The 19531-nt window shown below is 59.9% G+C and carries 18 protein-coding genes; 10 read left to right on the forward strand and 8 right to left on the reverse strand.

Annotated features, from left to right (window positions below):
- The 8 genes from EIY72_RS24685 (at position 1) to guaA (ending at position 7366) form a co-directional block, all read left to right on the forward strand.
- Positions 1–600 carry a CoA pyrophosphatase gene (locus EIY72_RS24685; RefSeq protein WP_093214435.1) on the forward strand — a complete coding sequence of 200 codons (600 nt, stop codon included), beginning with the start codon at positions 1–3 and terminating at the stop codon, positions 598–600.
- Positions 601–645: 45 nt separating this feature from the next.
- Complete coding sequence (locus EIY72_RS24690; protein WP_093214439.1) at positions 646–1170, forward strand: gamma carbonic anhydrase family protein; 525 nt, start codon at positions 646–648, stop codon at positions 1168–1170.
- Positions 1167–1382, forward strand: a complete 216-nt coding sequence (locus tag EIY72_RS24695; protein WP_093214443.1) for a DUF1289 domain-containing protein — start codon at positions 1167–1169, stop codon at positions 1380–1382. Before EIY72_RS24690 ends, EIY72_RS24695 begins: the two co-directional genes overlap by 4 nt.
- A 209-nt stretch (positions 1383–1591) precedes the next feature.
- Complete coding sequence (locus EIY72_RS24700; protein WP_093214448.1) at positions 1592–2059, forward strand: VUT family protein; 468 nt, start codon at positions 1592–1594, stop codon at positions 2057–2059.
- Positions 2060–2149: 90 nt separating this feature from the next.
- Positions 2150–3331 (forward strand): formate-dependent phosphoribosylglycinamide formyltransferase, encoded by a 1182-nt coding sequence (gene purT, locus EIY72_RS24705; protein ID WP_093230298.1) that lies wholly within the window; start codon positions 2150–2152, stop codon positions 3329–3331.
- A gap of 109 nt (positions 3332–3440) precedes the next feature.
- Positions 3441–3989, forward strand: a complete 549-nt coding sequence (locus EIY72_RS24710; RefSeq protein ID WP_093214452.1) for a sugar ABC transporter ATPase — start codon at positions 3441–3443, stop codon at positions 3987–3989.
- Positions 3990–4219: 230 nt separating this feature from the next.
- Entirely contained in the window at positions 4220–5689 is a 1470-nt protein-coding gene (gene guaB, locus EIY72_RS24715) for an IMP dehydrogenase (RefSeq protein ID WP_093214457.1), read from the forward strand.
- Positions 5690–5788: 99 nt separating this feature from the next.
- Positions 5789–7366 carry a glutamine-hydrolyzing GMP synthase gene (gene guaA / locus EIY72_RS24720; RefSeq protein ID WP_093214462.1) on the forward strand — a complete coding sequence of 526 codons (1578 nt, stop codon included), beginning with the start codon at positions 5789–5791 and terminating at the stop codon, positions 7364–7366.
- 83 nt (positions 7367–7449) lie between these two features.
- On the opposite strand, the gene EIY72_RS24725 is transcribed toward guaA, so the two are convergent.
- Positions 7450–10467, reverse strand: coding sequence for a membrane-targeted effector domain-containing toxin (locus tag EIY72_RS24725; RefSeq protein WP_093214465.1), 3018 nt, complete (start codon positions 10465–10467; stop codon positions 7450–7452).
- A 207-nt stretch (positions 10468–10674) separates the two neighbouring features.
- On the opposite strand from EIY72_RS24725, the gene EIY72_RS24730 reads away from it, so the two are divergent.
- Together EIY72_RS24730 and tadA are read left to right on the forward strand one after the other, a co-directional pair.
- Positions 10675–12051, forward strand: a complete 1377-nt coding sequence (locus EIY72_RS24730; RefSeq protein ID WP_093230301.1) for a multicopper oxidase family protein — start codon at positions 10675–10677, stop codon at positions 12049–12051.
- Entirely contained in the window at positions 12051–12548 is a 498-nt protein-coding gene (gene tadA / locus EIY72_RS24735; protein WP_093214468.1) for a tRNA adenosine(34) deaminase TadA, read from the forward strand. Before EIY72_RS24730 ends, tadA begins: the two co-directional genes overlap by 1 nt.
- Positions 12549–12607: 59 nt before the next feature.
- On the opposite strand, the gene cmoB is transcribed toward tadA, so the two are convergent.
- From cmoB to lon, 7 genes are all read right to left on the reverse strand, one after another.
- Positions 12608–13564 (reverse strand): tRNA 5-methoxyuridine(34)/uridine 5-oxyacetic acid(34) synthase CmoB, encoded by a 957-nt coding sequence (gene cmoB, locus EIY72_RS24740; protein WP_093214473.1) that lies wholly within the window; start codon positions 13562–13564, stop codon positions 12608–12610.
- Positions 13561–14304, reverse strand: a complete 744-nt coding sequence (cmoA, locus tag EIY72_RS24745; RefSeq protein ID WP_093214478.1) for a carboxy-S-adenosyl-L-methionine synthase CmoA — start codon at positions 14302–14304, stop codon at positions 13561–13563. Before cmoA ends, cmoB begins: the two co-directional genes overlap by 4 nt.
- Before the next feature lie 187 nt (positions 14305–14491).
- Positions 14492–15127: a lysoplasmalogenase gene (locus EIY72_RS24750; protein WP_093214483.1), complete on the reverse strand. Its 636-nt coding sequence runs from the start codon at positions 15125–15127 to the stop codon at positions 14492–14494.
- A gap of 2 nt (positions 15128–15129) precedes the next feature.
- Positions 15130–15522, reverse strand: coding sequence for a protease inhibitor I42 family protein (locus tag EIY72_RS24755; RefSeq protein ID WP_093214488.1), 393 nt, complete (start codon positions 15520–15522; stop codon positions 15130–15132).
- 136 nt (positions 15523–15658) lie between these two features.
- Positions 15659–16048 (reverse strand): hypothetical protein, encoded by a 390-nt coding sequence (locus EIY72_RS24760; protein WP_093214492.1) that lies wholly within the window; start codon positions 16046–16048, stop codon positions 15659–15661.
- Between the two features lie 61 nt (positions 16049–16109).
- Entirely contained in the window at positions 16110–16601 is a 492-nt protein-coding gene (locus EIY72_RS24765) for a hypothetical protein (RefSeq protein WP_093214497.1), read from the reverse strand.
- 308 nt (positions 16602–16909) lie between these two features.
- On the reverse strand, positions 16910–19327 hold the full coding sequence (gene lon, locus EIY72_RS24770) for an endopeptidase La (RefSeq protein WP_093214505.1): 2418 nt from the start codon (positions 19325–19327) through the stop codon (positions 16910–16912).
- Between the last annotated feature and the right edge of the window lie 204 nt (positions 19328–19531).

The following is a 19531-nucleotide window of genomic DNA, read 5'->3' on the forward strand; positions in this document are numbered from 1 at the left end:
ATGCTGGATGAGCTACTGCATCGGGTAAGTAACCATACACCGCACACGCTGGAGACCGACCGGCGATTCCCCGAGGCCGCGGTGCTGGTGCCGATCACCCGCAGTGACGAGCCGGAGCTGGTACTGACCCTTCGCGCCAGCGGGCTCTCGACCCATGGCGGCGAAGTCGCCTTCCCCGGCGGTCGCCGTGACCCCGAAGACCCAGACCTGATTTTCACCGCCCTGCGTGAGGCCGAAGAGGAAATCGGCTTGCCGCCGGGCCTGGTTGAGGTGATCGGCCCTTTAAGCCCGCTGATTTCCCTGCACGGCATCAAGGTGACGCCGTACGTCGGTGTGGTGCCGGATTTTGTCGAATACCAGGCCAACGATGCCGAGATTGCGGCCGTGTTCAGCGTGCCCCTGGAGTTTTTCCGCAAGGACCCGCGCGAACACACCCACCGCATCGATTATCAGGGCCGCAGTTGGTACGTGCCGAGCTATCGCTTCGGCGAGTACAAGATCTGGGGGCTGACGGCGATCATGATCGTCGAGTTGATCAACCTGCTCTATGACGCGAAAATCAGCCTGCACCAGCCACCCAAAAGCTTTATCAATATCTGAAGCCATCATTCGAATGGCCGTGCCAGAGCCCTGAGGACAACCACCATGAAATACCGCCTGGGCGACGCCCGTGTCGAAACCCACCCACAGAGCTGGGTTGCACCCAATGCCGTGCTGGTGGGCAAGGTCAAACTGGAAGAGGGCGCCAACGTCTGGTTCAACGCCGTACTTCGTGGCGATAACGAACTGATCCTGATCGGCAAGAACAGCAACGTCCAGGACGGCACCGTGATGCACACCGACATGGGCTACCCGCTGACCCTCGGCACCGGCGTGACCGTCGGCCACAACGCCATGCTGCACGGCTGCACCGTGGGCGACAACAGCCTGATCGGCATCAACGCCATCATCCTCAACGGCGCCAAAATTGGCAGGAACTGCATCATCGGCGCCAATTCGCTGATCGGTGAAGGCAAGGAGATTCCTGACGGTTCGCTGGTCATGGGCTCGCCGGGCAAGGTCGTTCGAGAACTGACCGAGGCGCAGATCAAAATGCTCCAGGCCAGCGCCGCCCACTATGTGCATAACGCCCAGCGTTATGCCCGTGATCTGGTCGAGCAGGAACAATGACCGTTCCCGAACGCCCGGTGGCATCGCCCTGCGTGAGCATTTGTGCGCTGGATGAGGATGATATCTGCACCGGGTGTCAGCGTACGGTGGAGGAAATTACCCGCTGGAGCCGCATGGACAACGACGAGCGCCGCAAGGTGCTGGGGTTGTGTCATGAGCGGGCCAAGGCCAGTGGGTTGATCTGGATGTTGCCTTCCAAATCTGACGCCTGAGCCGATCGATTCTTCTGTGGCGAGGGAGCTTGCTCCCGCTGGAGCGCGGAGCGGTCCCAAAATCAGAACATGCGGTGTGTCAGTTCTACGGCATTGAACAAACGGGGGCCGCTTCGCAGCCCAGCGGGAGCAAGCTCCCTCGCCACAGGTTATTTGTGATCTGAAGATGAAGTACCCTGTGCGGCACATTCACAGGTGTTTCCTAATCCATGCTCTTCCTGATCGCCTACATCAGCAGCGTCGTGCTGATCAACTTCGCTTTCTCCACCGCCCCGCACCTGGACATCATCTGGTCCGCCTGGGGTGGTCTGGTGTTCATCCTGCGCGACATGGTGCAAACCCGCTTTGGCCATGGCGCGCTGGTCGCCATGCTGGCCGCGCTGGTGTTGTCCTACCTCACTTCCGATCCGTCCATCGCCCTGGCCAGCGCCACAGCGTTCGCGGTGTCCGAGTGCATCGACTGGCTGGTGTTCAGCATCACCAAGCGCCCTTTGCATGACCGCCTGTGGATAAGTTCGGCCCTGAGTATTCCCCTCGATACCTTCATCTTCTTCGGCATGATCGGCGCCTTGACCCCCGGGGTGATCCTCACCGCACTGGGCTCGAAGTTCGCCGGGGTCACCGCCGTCTGGCTGATCATGGCCTGGCGCCTGCGCAAACAAGCCGTCGTCAGCTGAAGCCAAACCTCGCGGTTCATGTAAAATGCCGCGCTTTCTCCCATGGGAAGCGTGCTTCCCTCGATGATCCGCTTCTTTGAGGACCTCAAGATGACCCGTATCGGAACCCCATTGTCGCCGACCGCGACCCGCGTATTGATGTGTGGCTGTGGCGAGTTGGGCAAGGAAGTGGTGATCGAGCTGCAACGCCTGGGTGTTGAAGTGATTGCCGTGGACCGCTACGCCAACGCACCGGCCATGCAGGTCGCGCATCGCAGTCACGTGATCAACATGCTCGATGGCGCCGCCCTGCGTGCGGTGATCGAGGCGGAAAAGCCGCACTTCATCGTCCCGGAAATCGAAGCCATCGCCACCGCCACCCTGGTGGAGCTGGAAGCCGAAGGCTTCACCGTGATCCCGACTGCCCGCGCCACGCAGTTGACCATGAACCGCGAAGGCATCCGTCGCCTGGCTGCTGAAGAGCTGGACCTGCCGACTTCGCCTTACCACTTCGCCGACACTTTCGAGGACTACAGCAAGGCTGTCGAGGACCTCGGGTTCCCTTGTGTGGTCAAGCCAGTGATGAGCTCGTCGGGCAAAGGCCAGAGCCTGCTGCGCAGCGCCGATGACGTACAGCAAGCCTGGGACTACGCCCAGGAAGGTGGCCGTGCCGGTAAAGGTCGGGTGATCATCGAAGGCTTCATCGATTTCGACTACGAAATCACCCTGCTGACCGTGCGCCACGTCGGTGGCACCACCTTCCTTGCGCCGGTCGGCCACCGTCAGGAGAAGGGCGACTATCAGGAGTCCTGGCAGCCACAGGCCATGAGCCCGATTGCCCTGGCCGAATCCGAGCGCGTCGCCAAGGCCGTTACCGAAGCGCTGGGCGGTCGCGGTCTGTTCGGCGTCGAGCTGTTCATCAAGGGTGATCAGGTGTGGTTCAGCGAAGTGTCGCCGCGACCGCACGACACCGGCATGGTCACCATGATTTCCCAGGACCTGTCGCAGTTCGCCCTGCACGCCCGGGCGATCCTCGGCCTGCCGATTCCGGTCGTGCGGCAGTTCGGGCCTTCGGCTTCGGCAGTGATTCTGGTGGAAGGGCAGTCGACTCAGACCGCTTTCGCCAATCTGGGCGCGGCACTCAGCGAGCCGGATACCGCCCTGCGTTTGTTCGGCAAGCCTGAAGTCAACGGCCAACGCCGCATGGGCGTGGCCCTGGCACGTGACGAATCGATCGAAGCTGCCCGCGCCAAGGCGACCCGTGCGTCGCAGGCAGTTGTCGTCGAACTGTAAAAACCTCGCTGGCGGGCCTATACCTTCTATGGGTATCGCCCCAATGCTTTACCTGTAGGAGCGAGCTCGCTCCTACAGGTCATTTATCAAAGCTTCAGGCCTGTATTCCATGAATTCCCAAAGCATCATCGTCCCGAAAATCTCCACCCTGCCGGTGCACGAGCCGCGGGCCCGGGCGATCGTGCGCTGGCTGGTGCGCAAGAACATCATTCAGGAAGAACTGACCACCTGCGGCCGCACCGGCAATCGCATGGGCCATGCCATTGCCGAGGGCGCCCGCGCCGTGGTGTTGCACCCGGAGGCGTTGCCGTTCAGCGAGCCGGTCAATGGCCTGGAGATCGTCACCAAGCGTTGCATCTATACGCCGGCCAAGGGTTTCCTGGAAGAAGCTGGGTGCGCCGAGTGCCGCAAGGAAATCGGTGAGGCGCTGTTCGAAAGCCTGGAAGACTGGATGCCCGGGCGGACCGATAACTTCACCTGCCCTGAATGTGGGCATGAAGACGACATCAACGGCTTTCTGTTCCTGCAGGAGTGCGGCTTTTCCAACCTCGGGTTCATCTTCAACAACTGGGCCGAAGCCGGGTTCAAGCAGAGCTTTCTCGATGAGTTCGCCGACTGGCTGGATCAGCCTGTCAGTTGGGTAAAAGTCGAACTCTGATCGCCTTTGTAGGAGCGAGCTTGCTCGCGATGGTCGTCAACGAAAACGCGATTACCCTGGTGCCCCGCAGTGGATTTAATGCCATCGCGAGCAAGCTCGCTCCTGCGGGAAAGCTGCCATCGCATCCCGTATATCTGTAATGCCAATAATAGACAGAGTTTTACATTGAACCCGAGAGGGTGTCTGACTATAATGGCGCGCTTCCATTTTCCCGCTCGGGAGCCCCCGCGATGCTGCGTATCAGCCAAGAAGCTCTGACATTCGACGACATTCTCCTCGTGCCCGGTTATTCCGAGGTGCTTCCTAACGAAGTCAGTCTCAAGACCCGCCTTACCCGTGGCATCGAGCTGAATATTCCACTGGTTTCCGCCGCCATGGACACCGTCACTGAAGCCCGTCTGGCAATTGCCATGGCTCAGGAAGGTGGTATCGGCATCATCCACAAGAACATGACCATCGAGCAGCAAGCTGCCGAAGTGCGCAAGGTCAAGAAGTTCGAAGCCGGCGTCGTCAAAGACCCGATCACCATCGAGGCTGACGCCACGGTTCGTGATCTGTTCGAACTGACCCGCATGCACAACATTTCCGGCGTTCCGGTGCTGCACGATGGCGACCTGGTCGGCATCGTCACTTCCCGTGACGTGCGTTTCGAAAACCGTCTGGACGCCAGTGTGCGTGAAGTGATGACGCCTAAAGAGCGTCTGGTCACTGTCCGCGAAGGTGCCGACAAGAACGACGTTCGCGAGCTGCTGCACAAGCACCGCATCGAACGCGTGCTGATCGTCGACGACAAGTTCGCCCTCAAGGGCATGATGACCGTCAACGACATCGAAAAAGCCAAGGCTTACCCGCTGGCCAGCAAGGACGATCAAGGTCGTCTGCGTGTGGGCGCTGCCGTCGGTACCGGTAAAGACACCGGTGACCGTGTGACCGCTCTGGTCAACGCCGGTGTTGACGTGGTGGTGGTCGACACCGCTCACGGCCACTCCAAAGGCGTGATCGACCGCGTGCGCTGGGTCAAGGAAAACTTCCCTGAAGTGCAGGTCATCGGCGGCAACATCGCCACCGGCGCTGCCGCCAAGGCCCTGGCCGAAGCCGGCGCTGATGCGGTCAAGGTCGGTATCGGCCCTGGCTCGATCTGCACCACCCGTATCGTCGCCGGTGTCGGCGTCCCGCAAATCAGTGCCATCGCCAACGTCGCCGCTGCCCTTGAAGGTACTGGCGTACCGTTGATCGCCGACGGCGGCATCCGTTTCTCCGGTGACCTGTCCAAGGCCATCGTCGCCGGTGCTTCCTGCGTGATGATGGGCTCGATGTTCGCCGGTACCGAAGAGGCTCCGGGCGAGATCGAACTGTTCCAGGGCCGTTCCTACAAGGCTTATCGCGGCATGGGTTCGCTGGGCGCCATGTCCCAGGCCCAAGGTTCTTCCGACCGCTACTTCCAGGACTCCTCGGCAGGCGCCGAGAAGCTGGTTCCGGAAGGTATCGAAGGCCGTGTTCCTTACAAGGGCACCCTGAGCGCGATCATCCACCAGTTGATGGGCGGCCTGCGCTCCTCGATGGGCTACACCGGTAGCGCCAACATCGAAGAAATGCGCACCAAGCCCGAGTTCGTGCGGATCACCGGTGCCGGTATGGCCGAGTCCCACGTTCACGACGTGCAAATCACCAAAGAAGCGCCGAACTACCGCGTAGGTTGAGCCTTCAAGCAATAAGTTAAGCAACCGGGGCTGTTTGATTCAGCCCCGAGTTGTTTCTGAATCACGACTGTTTCTGAATGACTTAAACGAGACTGAATCATGGCCCTCGATATTCACGCTCACCGCATCCTGATCCTCGACTTCGGTTCCCAATACACCCAACTGATCGCCCGTCGCGTGCGTGAAATCGGCGTGTACTGCGAACTGCACCCGTTCGACATGGACGAAGATGCGATCCGCGAATTCGCTCCAAAAGGCGTCATCCTCGCCGGCGGCCCCGAGTCCGTGCACGAAGCCGGCAGCCCGCGCTGCCCGCAGGCCGTATTTGATCTGGGCGTCCCGGTCTTCGGCATCTGCTACGGCATGCAGACCATGGCCGAGCAACTGGGCGGCAAGGTTGAAGGTTCCGAGTTGCGTGAGTTCGGTTATGCCCGCGTTGACGTGGTCGGCAAGAGCCGCCTGCTCGACGGCATCGAAGATCACATCGACGCCGACGGCCTGTTCGGCCTCGACGTGTGGATGAGCCACGGTGACAAGGTCACCAAGATGCCGGAAGACTTCCACATCCTGGCCAGCACCCCGAGCTGCCCGATTGCCGGCATGTTCAGCGACGAGCGTCGCTACTACGGCGTGCAGTTCCACCCGGAAGTGACCCACACCAAGCAGGGCGGCCGCATCCTGTCGCGCTTCATTCTCGACATCTGCGAGTGTGAAGCCCTGTGGACCCCTTCGAAAATCGCTGAAGACGCCATCGCCCAGGTGCGCGCCCAGGTCGGCACCGACAACGTCCTGCTCGGCCTGTCCGGCGGCGTTGATTCGTCCGTGGTTGCTGCGCTGCTGCACAAGGCCATTGGCGACCAACTGACCTGCGTATTCGTCGACAACGGCCTGCTGCGCCTGCACGAAGGCGAGCAAGTAATGGCCATGTTCGCCGAGAACATGGGCGTCAAGGTGATCCGCGCCAACGCCGAGGACCAGTTCCTCAACAACCTGGCCGGCGAAGCTGACCCTGAGAAAAAGCGCAAGATCATCGGTCGTACCTTCATCGACGTGTTCGATGCCGAATCCTGCAAGCTGGACAACATCAAGTATCTGGCCCAGGGCACCATCTACCCGGACGTGATCGAGTCGGCTGGCGCGAAAAGCGGCAAGGCCCACGTGATCAAGTCGCACCACAACGTGGGCGGCTTGCCGGAAGAGATGAACCTGAAACTGGTCGAGCCACTGCGCGAACTGTTCAAGGACGAAGTCCGTCGTCTTGGCCTGGAATTGGGCCTGCCGTACGACATGGTCTACCGTCACCCGTTCCCGGGCCCGGGCCTGGGTGTGCGCATCCTTGGCGAAGTGAAGAAGGAATACGCCGACCTGCTGCGTCGCGCCGACCACATCTTCATCGAAGAACTGCGCAAGGCCGACTGGTACCACAAGGTCAGCCAGGCTTTCGTGGTGTTCCAGCCAGTGAAATCCGTGGGCGTGGTCGGCGATGGCCGTCGTTACGCCTGGGTTGTGGCCCTGCGTGCCGTGGAAACCATCGACTTCATGACTGCGCGTTGGGCACACCTGCCTTACGAACTGCTGGAAACCGTTTCCGGCCGCATCATCAATGAAATCGAAGGCATCTCCCGCGTCACCTACGACGTGTCGAGCAAGCCGCCGGCGACCATTGAGTGGGAATGATGTTGCACCGGTCCTTGTGACCTGAGCAGACATTGCACCGCAAAGGCCCCGTGAATCCATGTCACGGGGCCTTTTTTTTGAGTTTACAAAAGCGGCCGGGACCAGCCGGCGAGTTTCATGCCCATGCGATCGAGCGTCTTCAGCAGTGCTGGAATGCTGTTGAAACGTTGGCCACTGATTGTCGGCCAGTTCGTACGTTCAATGGAGAAGCGGCCACTGTCGTTTTCGATGGCCGTGCGAACGAGGGAGCCATCCTTGCTGCGATGGACCAGGTACGTCGCCCGCGGCTCCTGAACCAGGGTGTACATGCCCTGGCGAGGCAGAAGGTCCTTGATCTCACTGGTCCTCTGGGCGGCCCAGGGGGTTTCGATTTGCAGCCGTAGATCACCTTTGACGAGCTGTTGTGTTCGCTCGAGTTGGGAGGTTGCCAGCTGTTCACCCGGATCTGCCACGATGCCGGCGGATTGCCCCTCAGCGACATCCACGACCCGAACGCCGATGGCTTCCTCCATTTCGCTGACGCCCGGCACCCCTTGAAAAGTATTGGAATGGGTATTGCCCACCAGCGCGACCCATTTATGCACGCCACGGGAGGCCTGATCTGCGCGAATCACGCCGCGGGCATAGAAGTTCATCATTTTCTGACGCGCCAGAGGGTCAAGCAAACGGCCCCCTTCCGGCGTAAAGAGCTCCATGCCACCGAGTCTGTAGCTGGCCATGCAATCGATAGCCTGCACCCGCACGCCGTGTCGTTGCGCCGCCCTGACCAGCTCGAGGAAGTTGTAGCGTTCCAGCGGGTCGGTGATATGCCCCGCGTCGAGCCTGGCCAAGTCAAGTTCCAGCCCCTTCGACATCAGCCCGGTCTTGCCGAACAGGTCCAAATCGACCTGATGGAAATCGGTGAACAGATGCTCCATGTAGAGGGTTTTCACGTTGTTGCGCGCCAACCAGCCCATGTTTTCGATCAGGAACTGCTTGCTGCCAATGTCGGCATGGCTTTCACCAACCACCAGGCCGCGGGCATTGTTGAAGATCCGCTTGAGGATGTCGTACCCCTCTGTCTGAGGGTGCATTTGCGGGATCGGCGGGCGGGGTGGCAGGGCGGGCTTAGCGAAAAAAACTTGGGCGTCCTGGTACAGGCGTTTTCTGAGGGCCTTGAATTCTCGGTACGGATCAACTTCATCGAGGGTGTCGGTGATGTCCATCAATGACCGCTCTTCAAAGCCTTGCGCCGCACGGTTCAATCTTGCGCGAAACTGCGAGGGGACTTCATAGGCGGAATAGGGTTGCGGTGCTGTGGACGATGCGCCGGGTGCCGGCGACAACTCGTTGGCAATCGTCGCGGGTTTGCCGCCGCCCTTTAGCCCGCTGCGTGGCAAGGTCTCCCAGTTGCCTTCGGCATTCAGGCGTACCGGAATCGAGGGGGACCAGGCGTCGGGTTTCTGTGGATCAAAAATCGCCCAATAGTCGGGGCCATTGAGGTCCTTTTCATAGCGCACGTAATACGCCATGTCATTCATCATGATGGCGGTGGACGGATTGGATCTCAGCTTGTAGATGCCGTTGTACTTTCCGGGTTCGGTGACCAGCGTTTCGCCTTCCAGCAGTTCGTTGGCTTGCCAGGCGTCCGGAACCACTGGGTGGATCGTGGGTTCTGCGGGCACGGGAGCGATAACCTCGGGGATCGCCGGTGCGGCATCTTCCTCGGGATCCGAGGGTTCCCCTTTCGGGTTGGACGTGGCCTCAGCCAATTCCGCGTCTTCGGCAGCCAGCGCGGCATCGATGTCGGGTCCGGTTTCGGCCAGTACCTTCGGGCCATTGAGTGACAGCAGGTTGAACAGCGTATCGAGGCCGGCAATCACCGCACCGATGACGCCGGCCTTGCGTTCGGCTGAGGTCTTGCCACTGACGGCCTGATCAATGTTCAGCCCCAGGCTGGCAATGCTGGCGCCAAGTAACGGCAGTGCTACTGGCCAGCCGATGATGGCCATCGGCCCAAAGACTTTGAGGCCGGCGCTGAGGTAGCCGACCCAGAGCTTTTTACGCAAATCACCATTGGAGGTCAGCGACAGGCTGGCCTCTGCATTCATGCTGTTGCGGGTCATGTCCATTAACCAGGTGAAGGCATCGGCACTCACGGCCTGGTTTTTCTGGTTGATCAAGTGATGCTCGGCTTTACCCCAGGTGCTCACCAGTCGATTCATCAGGTCTGTGAGGTTGTCTGTTATTTCCTGGCGATCAGCCAGGGGAAAGTGGGTCAGGAAGGACTGGCGCGAGGTCTCGTCGTTCATCTGCCCCAGGACCCACCAGTGCAAGTCCGCTTCGGTCTCGAATACCCGCAGTGGCTGAGCTTCTCCGGGCAGATAGACAATCTGCCGGCCCTTGGGGTCGACGATGCGTAGCACATTGGTCGCCACGTGCCCGGCGATGTCGAACGCCCGGACTTCGCTGCCTGCCTCCTGGGTTTGTTGCAGTGTCTGCAGATTGACCGGCCAGCTCATCGGCGCCATCAGTGCATTGACGACAAACGCCAGGTCCTCTTCGGACAATTGTTGCTTGTCCCGTGCCTCCACGGCCTTGATCAGGAATTGGCACTTGGCGAGCGTGCGAAAATCGTCGGCATGTTCGCTCCAGAAAGCGTTCAAGTGGTCGGTATAAAGGGTGCTGAAATCAACCGCCCAAAACGCTCTCAGCACCTCGTTGCCATGCAGGCGTACTTCGTTGGTTTGATTGAATTCCTCCTCCTGCGGCCCGGCCGTGTAGAAGCCGCCCCACACGTCCAGCAGGTCGGCGTTGTCCTGATCGGTGGCACGGAAGCGATGGATCACCAGTTGGGTGAGGGTCTGGGATTCGTAGGGTTTGTGCAGGCTGTGTTCCCAGCCGGTAAATGACGTTGAGCTGCTTTTGGCCGCCTTGAATCGATGAAAGTAGACGTGGTCCGGGTCCAGATCACTCAAGCCTTGTCGAGTCAGAAGGTCGCTGGCGACCTGGTGTGCACTGTCCTGCAAGCCTGGGCAGGAAGCCACTACCGTCGCGGCGATGGTTTGCAGTGCGGCTTTGTCGGCGGCGTTGGGCAGCGTGTGGGTATGCGATGGGTTCATGGGGTCTTCGTCCTTGAATACGGGACGTTGAGCATGGCGCTTGGGTTGAGCGCAGTGGCGACTGATATGTACCGCCTGACACTGGCCCAAATATGCCAGGACTGCGTCCATCCGCCGCGCTGCCCTTACTGTTTCGCACTTGCAGGTGTATCGTATTCGCCTTTTGCGGGCCTGGGCCCGCCGCAGAAACGTGAGGTAGTTGAGTTCATGTCCTTTACCCGTCGCCAAATCCTCGGTGGCCTGGTCGGTCTTGTAGTCGTTGGCGTAGGGGCCGGGGGCGCGTCGCGGTACTGGCTGGGCAAGATGGCCGACGCCGAAGCCGGTCACGATTACGAGCTGATTGCTGCGCCGCTGGACGTCGAACTGGTGGCCGGGCACAAGACCGAGGCCTGGGCGTTCGGCCCGTCGGCGCCGGGCACCGAGTTGCGGGCACGCCAGGGTGATTGGCTGCGGGTGCGCTTCATCAATCACCTGCCGGTGGCGACCACCATCCACTGGCATGGCATCCGCCTGCCGCTGGAAATGGACGGCGTGCCTTACGTCTCGCAACTGCCGGTGTTGCCGGGGGAATACTTCGACTACAAGTTCCGCGTGCCGGATGCCGGCAGCTACTGGTATCACCCGCACGTCAGCAGCAGCGAAGAACTCGGTCGCGGGCTGGTCGGGCCGCTGATCATCGAGGAACGCGAGCCGACCGGCTTCAAGTATGAAAAGACCCTGAGCCTGAAAAACTGGCACATCGACGATGAAGGCAACTTCGTCGATTTCAGCATTCCCCGCGAGGCGGCTCGTGGCGGTACGGCAGGTCGCCTGTCGACCATCAATGGTGTGCCGTCGCCAGTGATCGAATTGCCGGCCGGGCAGATCACCCGGGTGCGCCTGCTTAACCTCGACAACACCCTGACCTATCGCATCAACATCCCCGGTGTCGAAGCGCAGATCTATGCTCTGGACGGCAACCCGGTGGAGCCACGGCCATTGGGCAAGGAATACTGGTTGGGCCCCGGCATGCGTATCTGCCTGGCGATCAAGGCACCGCCCGCCGGTGAAGAGTTGTCCTTGCGCAACGGTCCGGTACGCCTGGGCACGTTGCGCTCGGTGGCCAACAGCGATGCTCCGACCGACTGGCCGAAAGCCTTGCCGGCCAACCCGATCGCCGAGCCGGACCTGGCCAATGCGGAGAAACTCAACTTCAATTTCGAGTGGGTCGGTTCGGTGTCGGTCAACGTCGACAACGGCAAGCCGCCGAGCCTCTGGCAGATCAACGGCAAAGCCTGGGACATCACCGACAAGACCTGTGCCGACCGACCGATTGCCAAGCTTGAGCTGGGCAAGAGCTACATTCTCGAACTGAAAAACATGACGCAGTATCAGCACCCGATTCACCTGCACGGCATGAGTTTCAAGGTGATTGCCTCGAACCGGCACAAGGTGATCCCGTATTTCACCGACACGTACCTGCTGGGCAAGAACGAGCGCGCGCAAGTGGCGCTGGTGGCGGATAACCCGGGGGTGTGGATGTTCCATTGCCATGTGATCGACCACATGGAAACCGGCCTGATGGCCGCCATCGAGGTGGCGTGATGCGTCAGATTCGTCCCGCCGCGATCATCGACCGCAGCCGTGATCGCGATTTCATGCGCGAGGCGCTGGCCCTGGCCGCCCAGGGCGCAGCCCTCGGCGAAGTACCGGTGGGCGCGGTGCTGGTGCAGGACGGCGAGATCATCGGTCGCGGCTTCAACTGCCCGATCAGCGGCAGCGACCCGAGTGCCCATGCCGAGATGGTCGCGATCCGCGCCGCCGCGCAAGCCGTGAGCAACTATCGACTGCCCGGCAGCACGCTCTATGTGACGCTGGAACCCTGCAGCATGTGCGCCGGCCTGATCGTGCACTCGCGGATCGCGCGGGTGGTGTATGGCGCGCTGGAGCCCAAGGCGGGCATTGTGCAGAGCCAGGGGCAATTCTTCACCCAGGGCTTTTTGAACCATCGGGTGCTGTACGAAGGCGGGGTGCTGGCGCAGGAGTGTGGGGCGGTGTTGAGCGAGTTCTTCAAGGCGAGGCGCGCGAAACCTGCAGACTGAACGCAAAACCAATGTGGGAGCGAGCTTGCTCCCACAGTGTTATGGGGTGTTCGGAAGTTTTATTTCTTTGCAACGATGACCGCCCGCATCGGCGCCGGCAGCCCTTCGATGGTCTTGCTGTGGTCCTCGGGATCGAGGAAGTCACTGAGCGACTGATATTTCATCCACTCGGTCCCGCGCTGCTCCTCGACCGTGGTCAGGCTCACATCCACGCATTTCACGTCAGAAAACCCGGCACGCCGCAGCCACAGTTCCAGCGCCGGCACCGACGGCAGGAACCACACATTGCGCATTTGCGCATAGCGGTCTTCCGGCACCAGCACCTGATGCTTGTCGCCTTCGACCACCAAGGTTTCCAGCACCAGCTCGCCACCCTTGACCAGGCAGTCCTTCAGCGCCAACAGATGTTCGATCGGCGAGCGGCGGTGGTAGAACACGCCCATGGAAAACACCGTGTCGAAACCTTCGAGGTTCGCCGGCAGGTCTTCGAAGGGAAACGGCAGGTGCCAGGCATTCGGTTCGGACAGGTAGCGCTGCACGGCCTGGAACTGGCAGAAGAACAGCCAGTTCGGGTCGACACCGATCACGCTGTCCGCGCCGGCGCCGAGCATGCGCCACATGTAGTAACCGTTGCCGCAACCGACATCGAGAATGCGTTTGCCCCTGAGGTCCAGGTGCGGGGCGACCCGCGACCACTTCCAGTCCGAACGCCATTCGGTGTCGACGTGCACGCCGAACAGATCGAACGGCCCTTTGCGCCACGGTGACAGGCCCATCAACGCCGAGCGCATCTGTCCGCGGGTAGCATCGTCGCATTCTGTGTCCAGCTTCAGGCCGTTAAGCAGATCAACTTCGCTCGGCTGGATATTCGGCAAGGCATCCAGCGCGCTTTGCCAGCGCTCCAGGTCGCCATGACCTTTCTCCATCTTCTTGTCGAGTTGCGCTTGCAGGGTGCTGGCCCAATCAGCCAAAGGTGTGCCCGCCAGACGGCGAGCGAGGGGGGACAGATCAATCATGGCAGGGCAATCAACGAGGCAAAGTTAAGACACTGGAACCACGGCACGACTTTCGAGAACCCGGCGGCCAGCAGGCGCTCGCGGTGTTCTTCGAGGCTGTCGGGCTTCATGACGTTTTCGATGGCGCTGCGCTTCTGGGCGATTTCCAGTTCGCTGTAGCCGTTGGCGCGTTTGAACGCGATGTGCAGGTCGGTGAGCAAGGCGTGTTCTTTGGCATCGTTGAAGCGCAGCTTTTCAGAGAGGATCAACGCACCACCGGGCAATAGCGACTGGCGGATGCGACCGAGCAGTGCGGTACGCTGATCCGGGGCAATGAATTGCAGGGTGAAGTTCAACGCCACCACCGAGGCCGGCTGAAATTGCAGGGCGAGGATGTCGCCTTCGATGACCTCCACCGGCAGCAGCTCCTGGAACATCGAATCCTGACCATTGAGGTATTCGCGGCAGCGCTCAACCATCGCCGCTGAGTTATCCACAGCGATCACGCGGCAACCGTCGGTGCGCACGTGACGGCGTAAAGCCTGGGTCACGGCGCCGAGCGATGCGCCGAGGTCATACAGCACGCTGTTGGGCTGGGCGAACTGCGCAGCGAGCACACCGAGGTTTTCCACGATGGTCGGATAGCCCGGCACCGAGCGCTTGATCATGTCCGGGAACACCCGCACCACGTCTTCGTTGAAGGCGAAGTCAGGCACCTGGGCCAAAGGCTGGGCGAAAAGGCGATCGGGTTCTTTGCTCACGGCGGTTCCGGCGGTGTCGGTGGAAAGGCCGGCATTTTAGCCAAGTTGGCGCGCGGATGCGCGGGTTGTCTGATAAAGCGGTGGGCACGCTTGGGGTGCTGATTGGCAGTGAGATTGCTTTCGCGAGCAAGCTCGCTCCCACAAGGACTGCGCTGTACCCGTGGGAGTGAGCTTGCTCGCGATGCATTCAGCGCGGTTTTTGGGTAAACGCCGAAGCCGTGATACCCCATTGCCCCAACCAATAGCTGAGGATAATCACATAAGGCGCCGCCTCGAACGGCACCACGAACCGGCTGATCCCGATCACGCTGTCGGAAAATACAAAGGCCAGCGCACCTGCCGCCGCCAACAACGCGGAGCGTTTCGGCACATCGGTCCCCAAGCGGGCCAGTGCACGCCAGAGCATGGCGCTGATCGCCAGGCCATAGACAATCACCGGGATCAGCAACGGCCCCAGTCCGTGGGAAATCAGAATCCCCAGCAGCACCACGCCGACACTGAGGGCAATGACCAGCGGCAACACCGACAGACGCCGGCAATCACTCAAGTAAGCTTTCAGGTAAGCCAGATGCGCGACGAGAAACGCCCCAAGCCCGAACACGAACAAATCCCCCGGCCATGCCAGCAGCACGTCACCGAGCAGGGAGAAGATCAAGCCCAGGCTGATCCAGCGTCGGTAATCGCTTGGCGGCGCGTCGTGCAGCCAGCCCAGCAGCGCCAACACCGGCAGCGGCTTGACCAGCAGGCACAGCAGGGAGGCGTGCACGCTCAGGCCGTAGAGAAAGGTCACCGCGCCCATCAGCGCCAGGATCAGCCAACCCACGATCAGTTCACCGAGATCGCGCAGTCAAAGACCTCCACCGGCAGCACTTCCGGCGCCCAGGGCTGCTGCGAGGTCAGGCGCAAACGCCCGGTACCGGAGGCGAAAGCCTGGAAGCGCCAGGTCGAAACCCCGGCCGAGCCGACGATGCCGGCATCCTCAGGATTGCGATAAACCTCTGGCCCCAACGAGTGCAGCACGCCACCGGCCGAGTCCTGGATAGCCCAGCGGTAACCCGTTGTCGGGTTGCTGGGCAGGCTCAGGATCAGGTTTTGCCCTTGGGCGAGCTTCACCGGGCATTCGCTTTGTTTTTCCACGGTCACGTTCTGTTTCGGTTGCGTGGCGCAGGCGGCCAGCAAGGCGAGGGCGAGGGGGACACACAGGCGAATGGGGGACATAGGGTCGGTTGCTCCGGCGTTCACGACGAACGGCGAGCATAACTTAAGATGAGACAAAATGTGACCGGTGGCCCGGAGCACGCTCCGCGAGCCCCCGGTCCTGGCAGGTGGAAACCAATTGATGAGAACCAAATGACTAGACCGTTACGTCAAGTTCACCTTCTATCTCGCCGGGGTCGGCAAACACCAACTTGAAACTGATCCGATACTTTTTGTTGATGTTATCGAGGTTGGCATTGAAGGTGCCACGTGTTGCCCGGTGATCTCCGGTCCTGGAATGATAAATCACGCTGTTCAGCTTTCCTCCAGGCACGAACGGCTGCTCGCCGCTCGCTGTGGACTGATCGATGATCAGGGAAAAGCCTGTATTATCCGGAAAGCCGAAGTTATGGCTCTCGATAGCAATGTGAGGAGGATCAATGTGCACATTCACGCTGGTGCTGTTATAGATTTCGATATTGTTGTGTCTTGCTTTGAAATAACCGACAGCATTTACTTCGACGGGATGTTTGTCAGCGGGTTTCATTAGGACTTCCTTGGGATCGATTGACGCAACTAATACGGATGTCAAAGCAAATGAGTAACTGTTATTTTTTAAAGTCTCGCGGGTAATTCTTTTGAAAGGATGACCAGGTCTGCTCTTTGAAGACCGGTGTATGACCCTTAAGGTCAAACTTTCCGCTTACGATGACCGTATCGTCCGGGTTGTCATAAAGCCCAAACACCAAGTCTTTGAAATGACCAAAGTACATTTCATTTTGCAAGCTGAGGTTTGCGTGTAGCTCCCCATCTCTCACCGGGTATCGAAGCCCTCGTTGATCATTGAAGTAGGCGTAAAGGTGCTTGTTGGACATTTTTACCGTAATGGGTTGTTTCTCTGCATAGAAAGCGTCGGAAAGAAGGAATTTAATAGAAGTCACAATTTTAGTGATGGGGTCGACTTCGTCAAACTCGAGATAAATGAATCCATCGGAATGGCCGGCAAATACCTCTGTAGCGGTTATGGGTTTGCCATCAACTGTTCCGGTAAAGGTTCCTTTGGTTTGAGAGGTACTGAAAGAAGTATTCAAGTTGGCCATGATTAAAATCCGTTAAAAGTGGTGAGGTCGAGATGAACATTGTGTGCATTCGACTCCCCAACGGTATGGATAATCAGCTGCCTTGAATACTGTCAGATCTGTCAGTTTTTTAGAGTGTTTTGCTTGGGGAGAGATGGTTTTTATTGCCAAGGTCTGGATTGCGAAGCCTGGTTTTCTTGTTGCTGATATTATCTGATGTACTTGGTAATATAAAATTATCTAATCCGCTTGGGTTTGGTAAAAGAAGCACCCGCGTAGCGCGGGGACTTCTTTCAAATCAAATTTTTGCCAGCAGAACGATCGTCTGGTCAGAACAACACCTTCGCCACATCCGCAAAGCGCTTGGCAAAGTGCACGGTAATGCCTTCCTTCAGATACTCCGGCAACTCCTCGAAATTCCCCCGATTCGCTTCCGGCAGAATCAGTTCGAAGATCTTCTGCCGTCGCGCCGCAATCACTTTCTCGCGCACCCCACCAATCGGCAGCACATGCCCGGTCAACGTCAGTTCGCCGGTCATGGCCACACCTTTTTTCGGCGGCTGATTGCGCGCCAGCGACAGCAAGGCACTGGCCATGGTCACGCCGGCGCTCGGGCCGTCCTTCGGTGTGGCGCCTTCCGGTACGTGCAAGTGCACGAAGGCTTCGTCGAAGAACTTCGCATCGCCACCAAACATCTTCAGGTGGGAGCTCACGTAGCTGTAGGCGATTTCCGCGGACTCTTTCATCACGTCACCCAGTTGCCCGGTGAGCTTGAAGCCGCGATTGAGCGTGTGAATTCGTGTCGCTTCGATCGGCAGGGTCGCGCCGCCCATGCTGGTCCAGGCCAGACCCGTGATGACGCCGACGCCGGACAGTACCTGCTCGTTACGGAACACCGGTTTGCCAAGGGAGGCCTCCAGATCCTTAGGGCCGAGCTTGATCACCGCTTTCGGTTCCTCGAGCAGTTTCATCACCGCCTTACGCACCAGTTTGCCGAGGTTTTTTTCCAGCTGACGCACGCCGGCTTCCCGGGCATAACCGTCGACCAGCGCCTTGAGGGCGCTGTCGCTGATGCTCAGGCTGCCTTTGGACACGCCGGCTTTCTCAAGCTGCTTGGGCCACAGGTGGCGCTTGGCGATGGCGACTTTTTCTTCGGTGATGTAGCCCGACAGACGAATCACTTCCATCCGGTCCAGCAGCGGGCCGGGGATCGAGTCCAGGGTGTTGGCGGTGCAGACGAACAGCACCTTCGACAGGTCCATGCGCAGGTCGAGATAGTGGTCGAGGAATTCGACGTTCTGCTCGGGGTCAAGGGTTTCCAGCAGTGCCGAGGCCGGGTCGCCCTGGTAGCTCTGGCCCATCTTGTCGATCTCGTCGAGCATGATCACCGGGTTCATCACTTCGACGTCTTTCAGCGCCTGCACCAGTTTGCCCGGCTGTGCGCCGATGTAGGTGCGGCGATGGCCCTTGATCTCGGCTTCATCGCGCATACCGCCAAGGCTGAAGCGGTAGAACGGCCGGCCGAGGGACTCGGCGATGGATTTGCCGACGCTGGTCTTGCCCACGCCCGGCGGGCCGACCAGCAGGACAATGGAGCCGCTGATCTCGCCTTTGTAGGCGCCGACCGCGAGGAATTCGAGGATGCGGTCCTTGATGTCGTCAAGACCCGCATGGTGTTTGTCCAGCACCTTGCGTGCGTGCTTGAGATCGAGCTTGTCCTCGCCGTACACGCCCCAGGGCACCGAGGTCGCCCAATCGATGTAGTTACGGGTTACCGCGTATTCCGGTGAGCCGGTTTCGAGGATCGACAGCTTGTTCATTTCTTCTTCGAGGCGCTTCTGCACCTGCGCCGGCAGGACTTTACCCTCCAGTCGCTGTTCGAATTGCTCGAGATCAGCGCTGCGGTCGTCCTTGGTCAGCCCCAGCTCCTGCTGGATGACCTTGAGTTGTTCCTTGAGGAAGAACTCGCGTTGGTGCTCACCGATCTTGCGGTTTACCTCGGCGGAAATCTCTTTTTGCAGGCGCGCGACTTCTACTTCCTTGCGCAACATCGGCAGGACTTTTTCCATGCGCTTGAGCATGGGCACACAGTCGAGTACTTCCTGCAGTTCACTACCTGTCGCCGAAGTGAGGGCGGCGGCGAAGTCGGTCAGCGGCGACGGGTCGTTGGGGCTGAAGCGGTTGAGGTAGTTTTTCAGTTCTTCGCTGTACAGCGGGTTGAGTGGCAGCAGCTCCTTGATCGCATTGATCAGGGCCATGCCATAGGCCTTGACCTCGTCGGTCGGCTCGGTGGGTTGATGCGGATACTCGACTTCCACCAGGTACGGCGGACGATGATGCTTGAGCCAGGTCTTCAGGCGTACACGGGTCAGGCCCTGGGCGACGAATTGCAGTTTGCCGTTCTCGCGGCTGGCGTGGTGCACCTTGACCAGCGTGCCGTACAGCGGCAGGGCGGAGGTGTCGAAATGGCGCGGGTCTTCCTGGGGCGTGTCCATGTAGAACAGGGCCAGGGAGTGGTGCTCGGACTTGGCCACCAGGTCGAGGGTTTCGGCCCACGGCTCTTCATTGACGATCACCGGCAGCACCTGGGCCGGAAAGAAAGGGCGGTTGTGGATCGGAATGATGTAGACCTTGTCCGGCAGGTTCTGGCCGGGCAGGGCGAGGCCTTTGCCGGGGGCCTGGTGTTCGGCGTTTTCCGGATCGGCGTATTCGCTCGGGTCTTCGGGGAAGGCTTGCTGGTCGCTCATTTGGGCACCTGCGCAATGGGTATGGGTCTTAGATGGGGCAGGTTGGTGGTGGTTTCAATGATGGATCAATGTGAATGGATGTTTCCGGGGCGTGTTCAGTAGACAGACAGGTTAGCTGGATTTGTCGCAGGCACTGCCTCCTGTGGGAGGGGTGGTGCAATATTTGTGTATAAAAAAAGGCGACACCCGTGAGGGTATCGCCTT

Origin of the sequence: Pseudomonas vancouverensis (assembly GCF_004348895.1) — a bacterium.
GTDB lineage: Bacteria > Pseudomonadota > Gammaproteobacteria > Pseudomonadales > Pseudomonadaceae > Aquipseudomonas > Aquipseudomonas vancouverensis.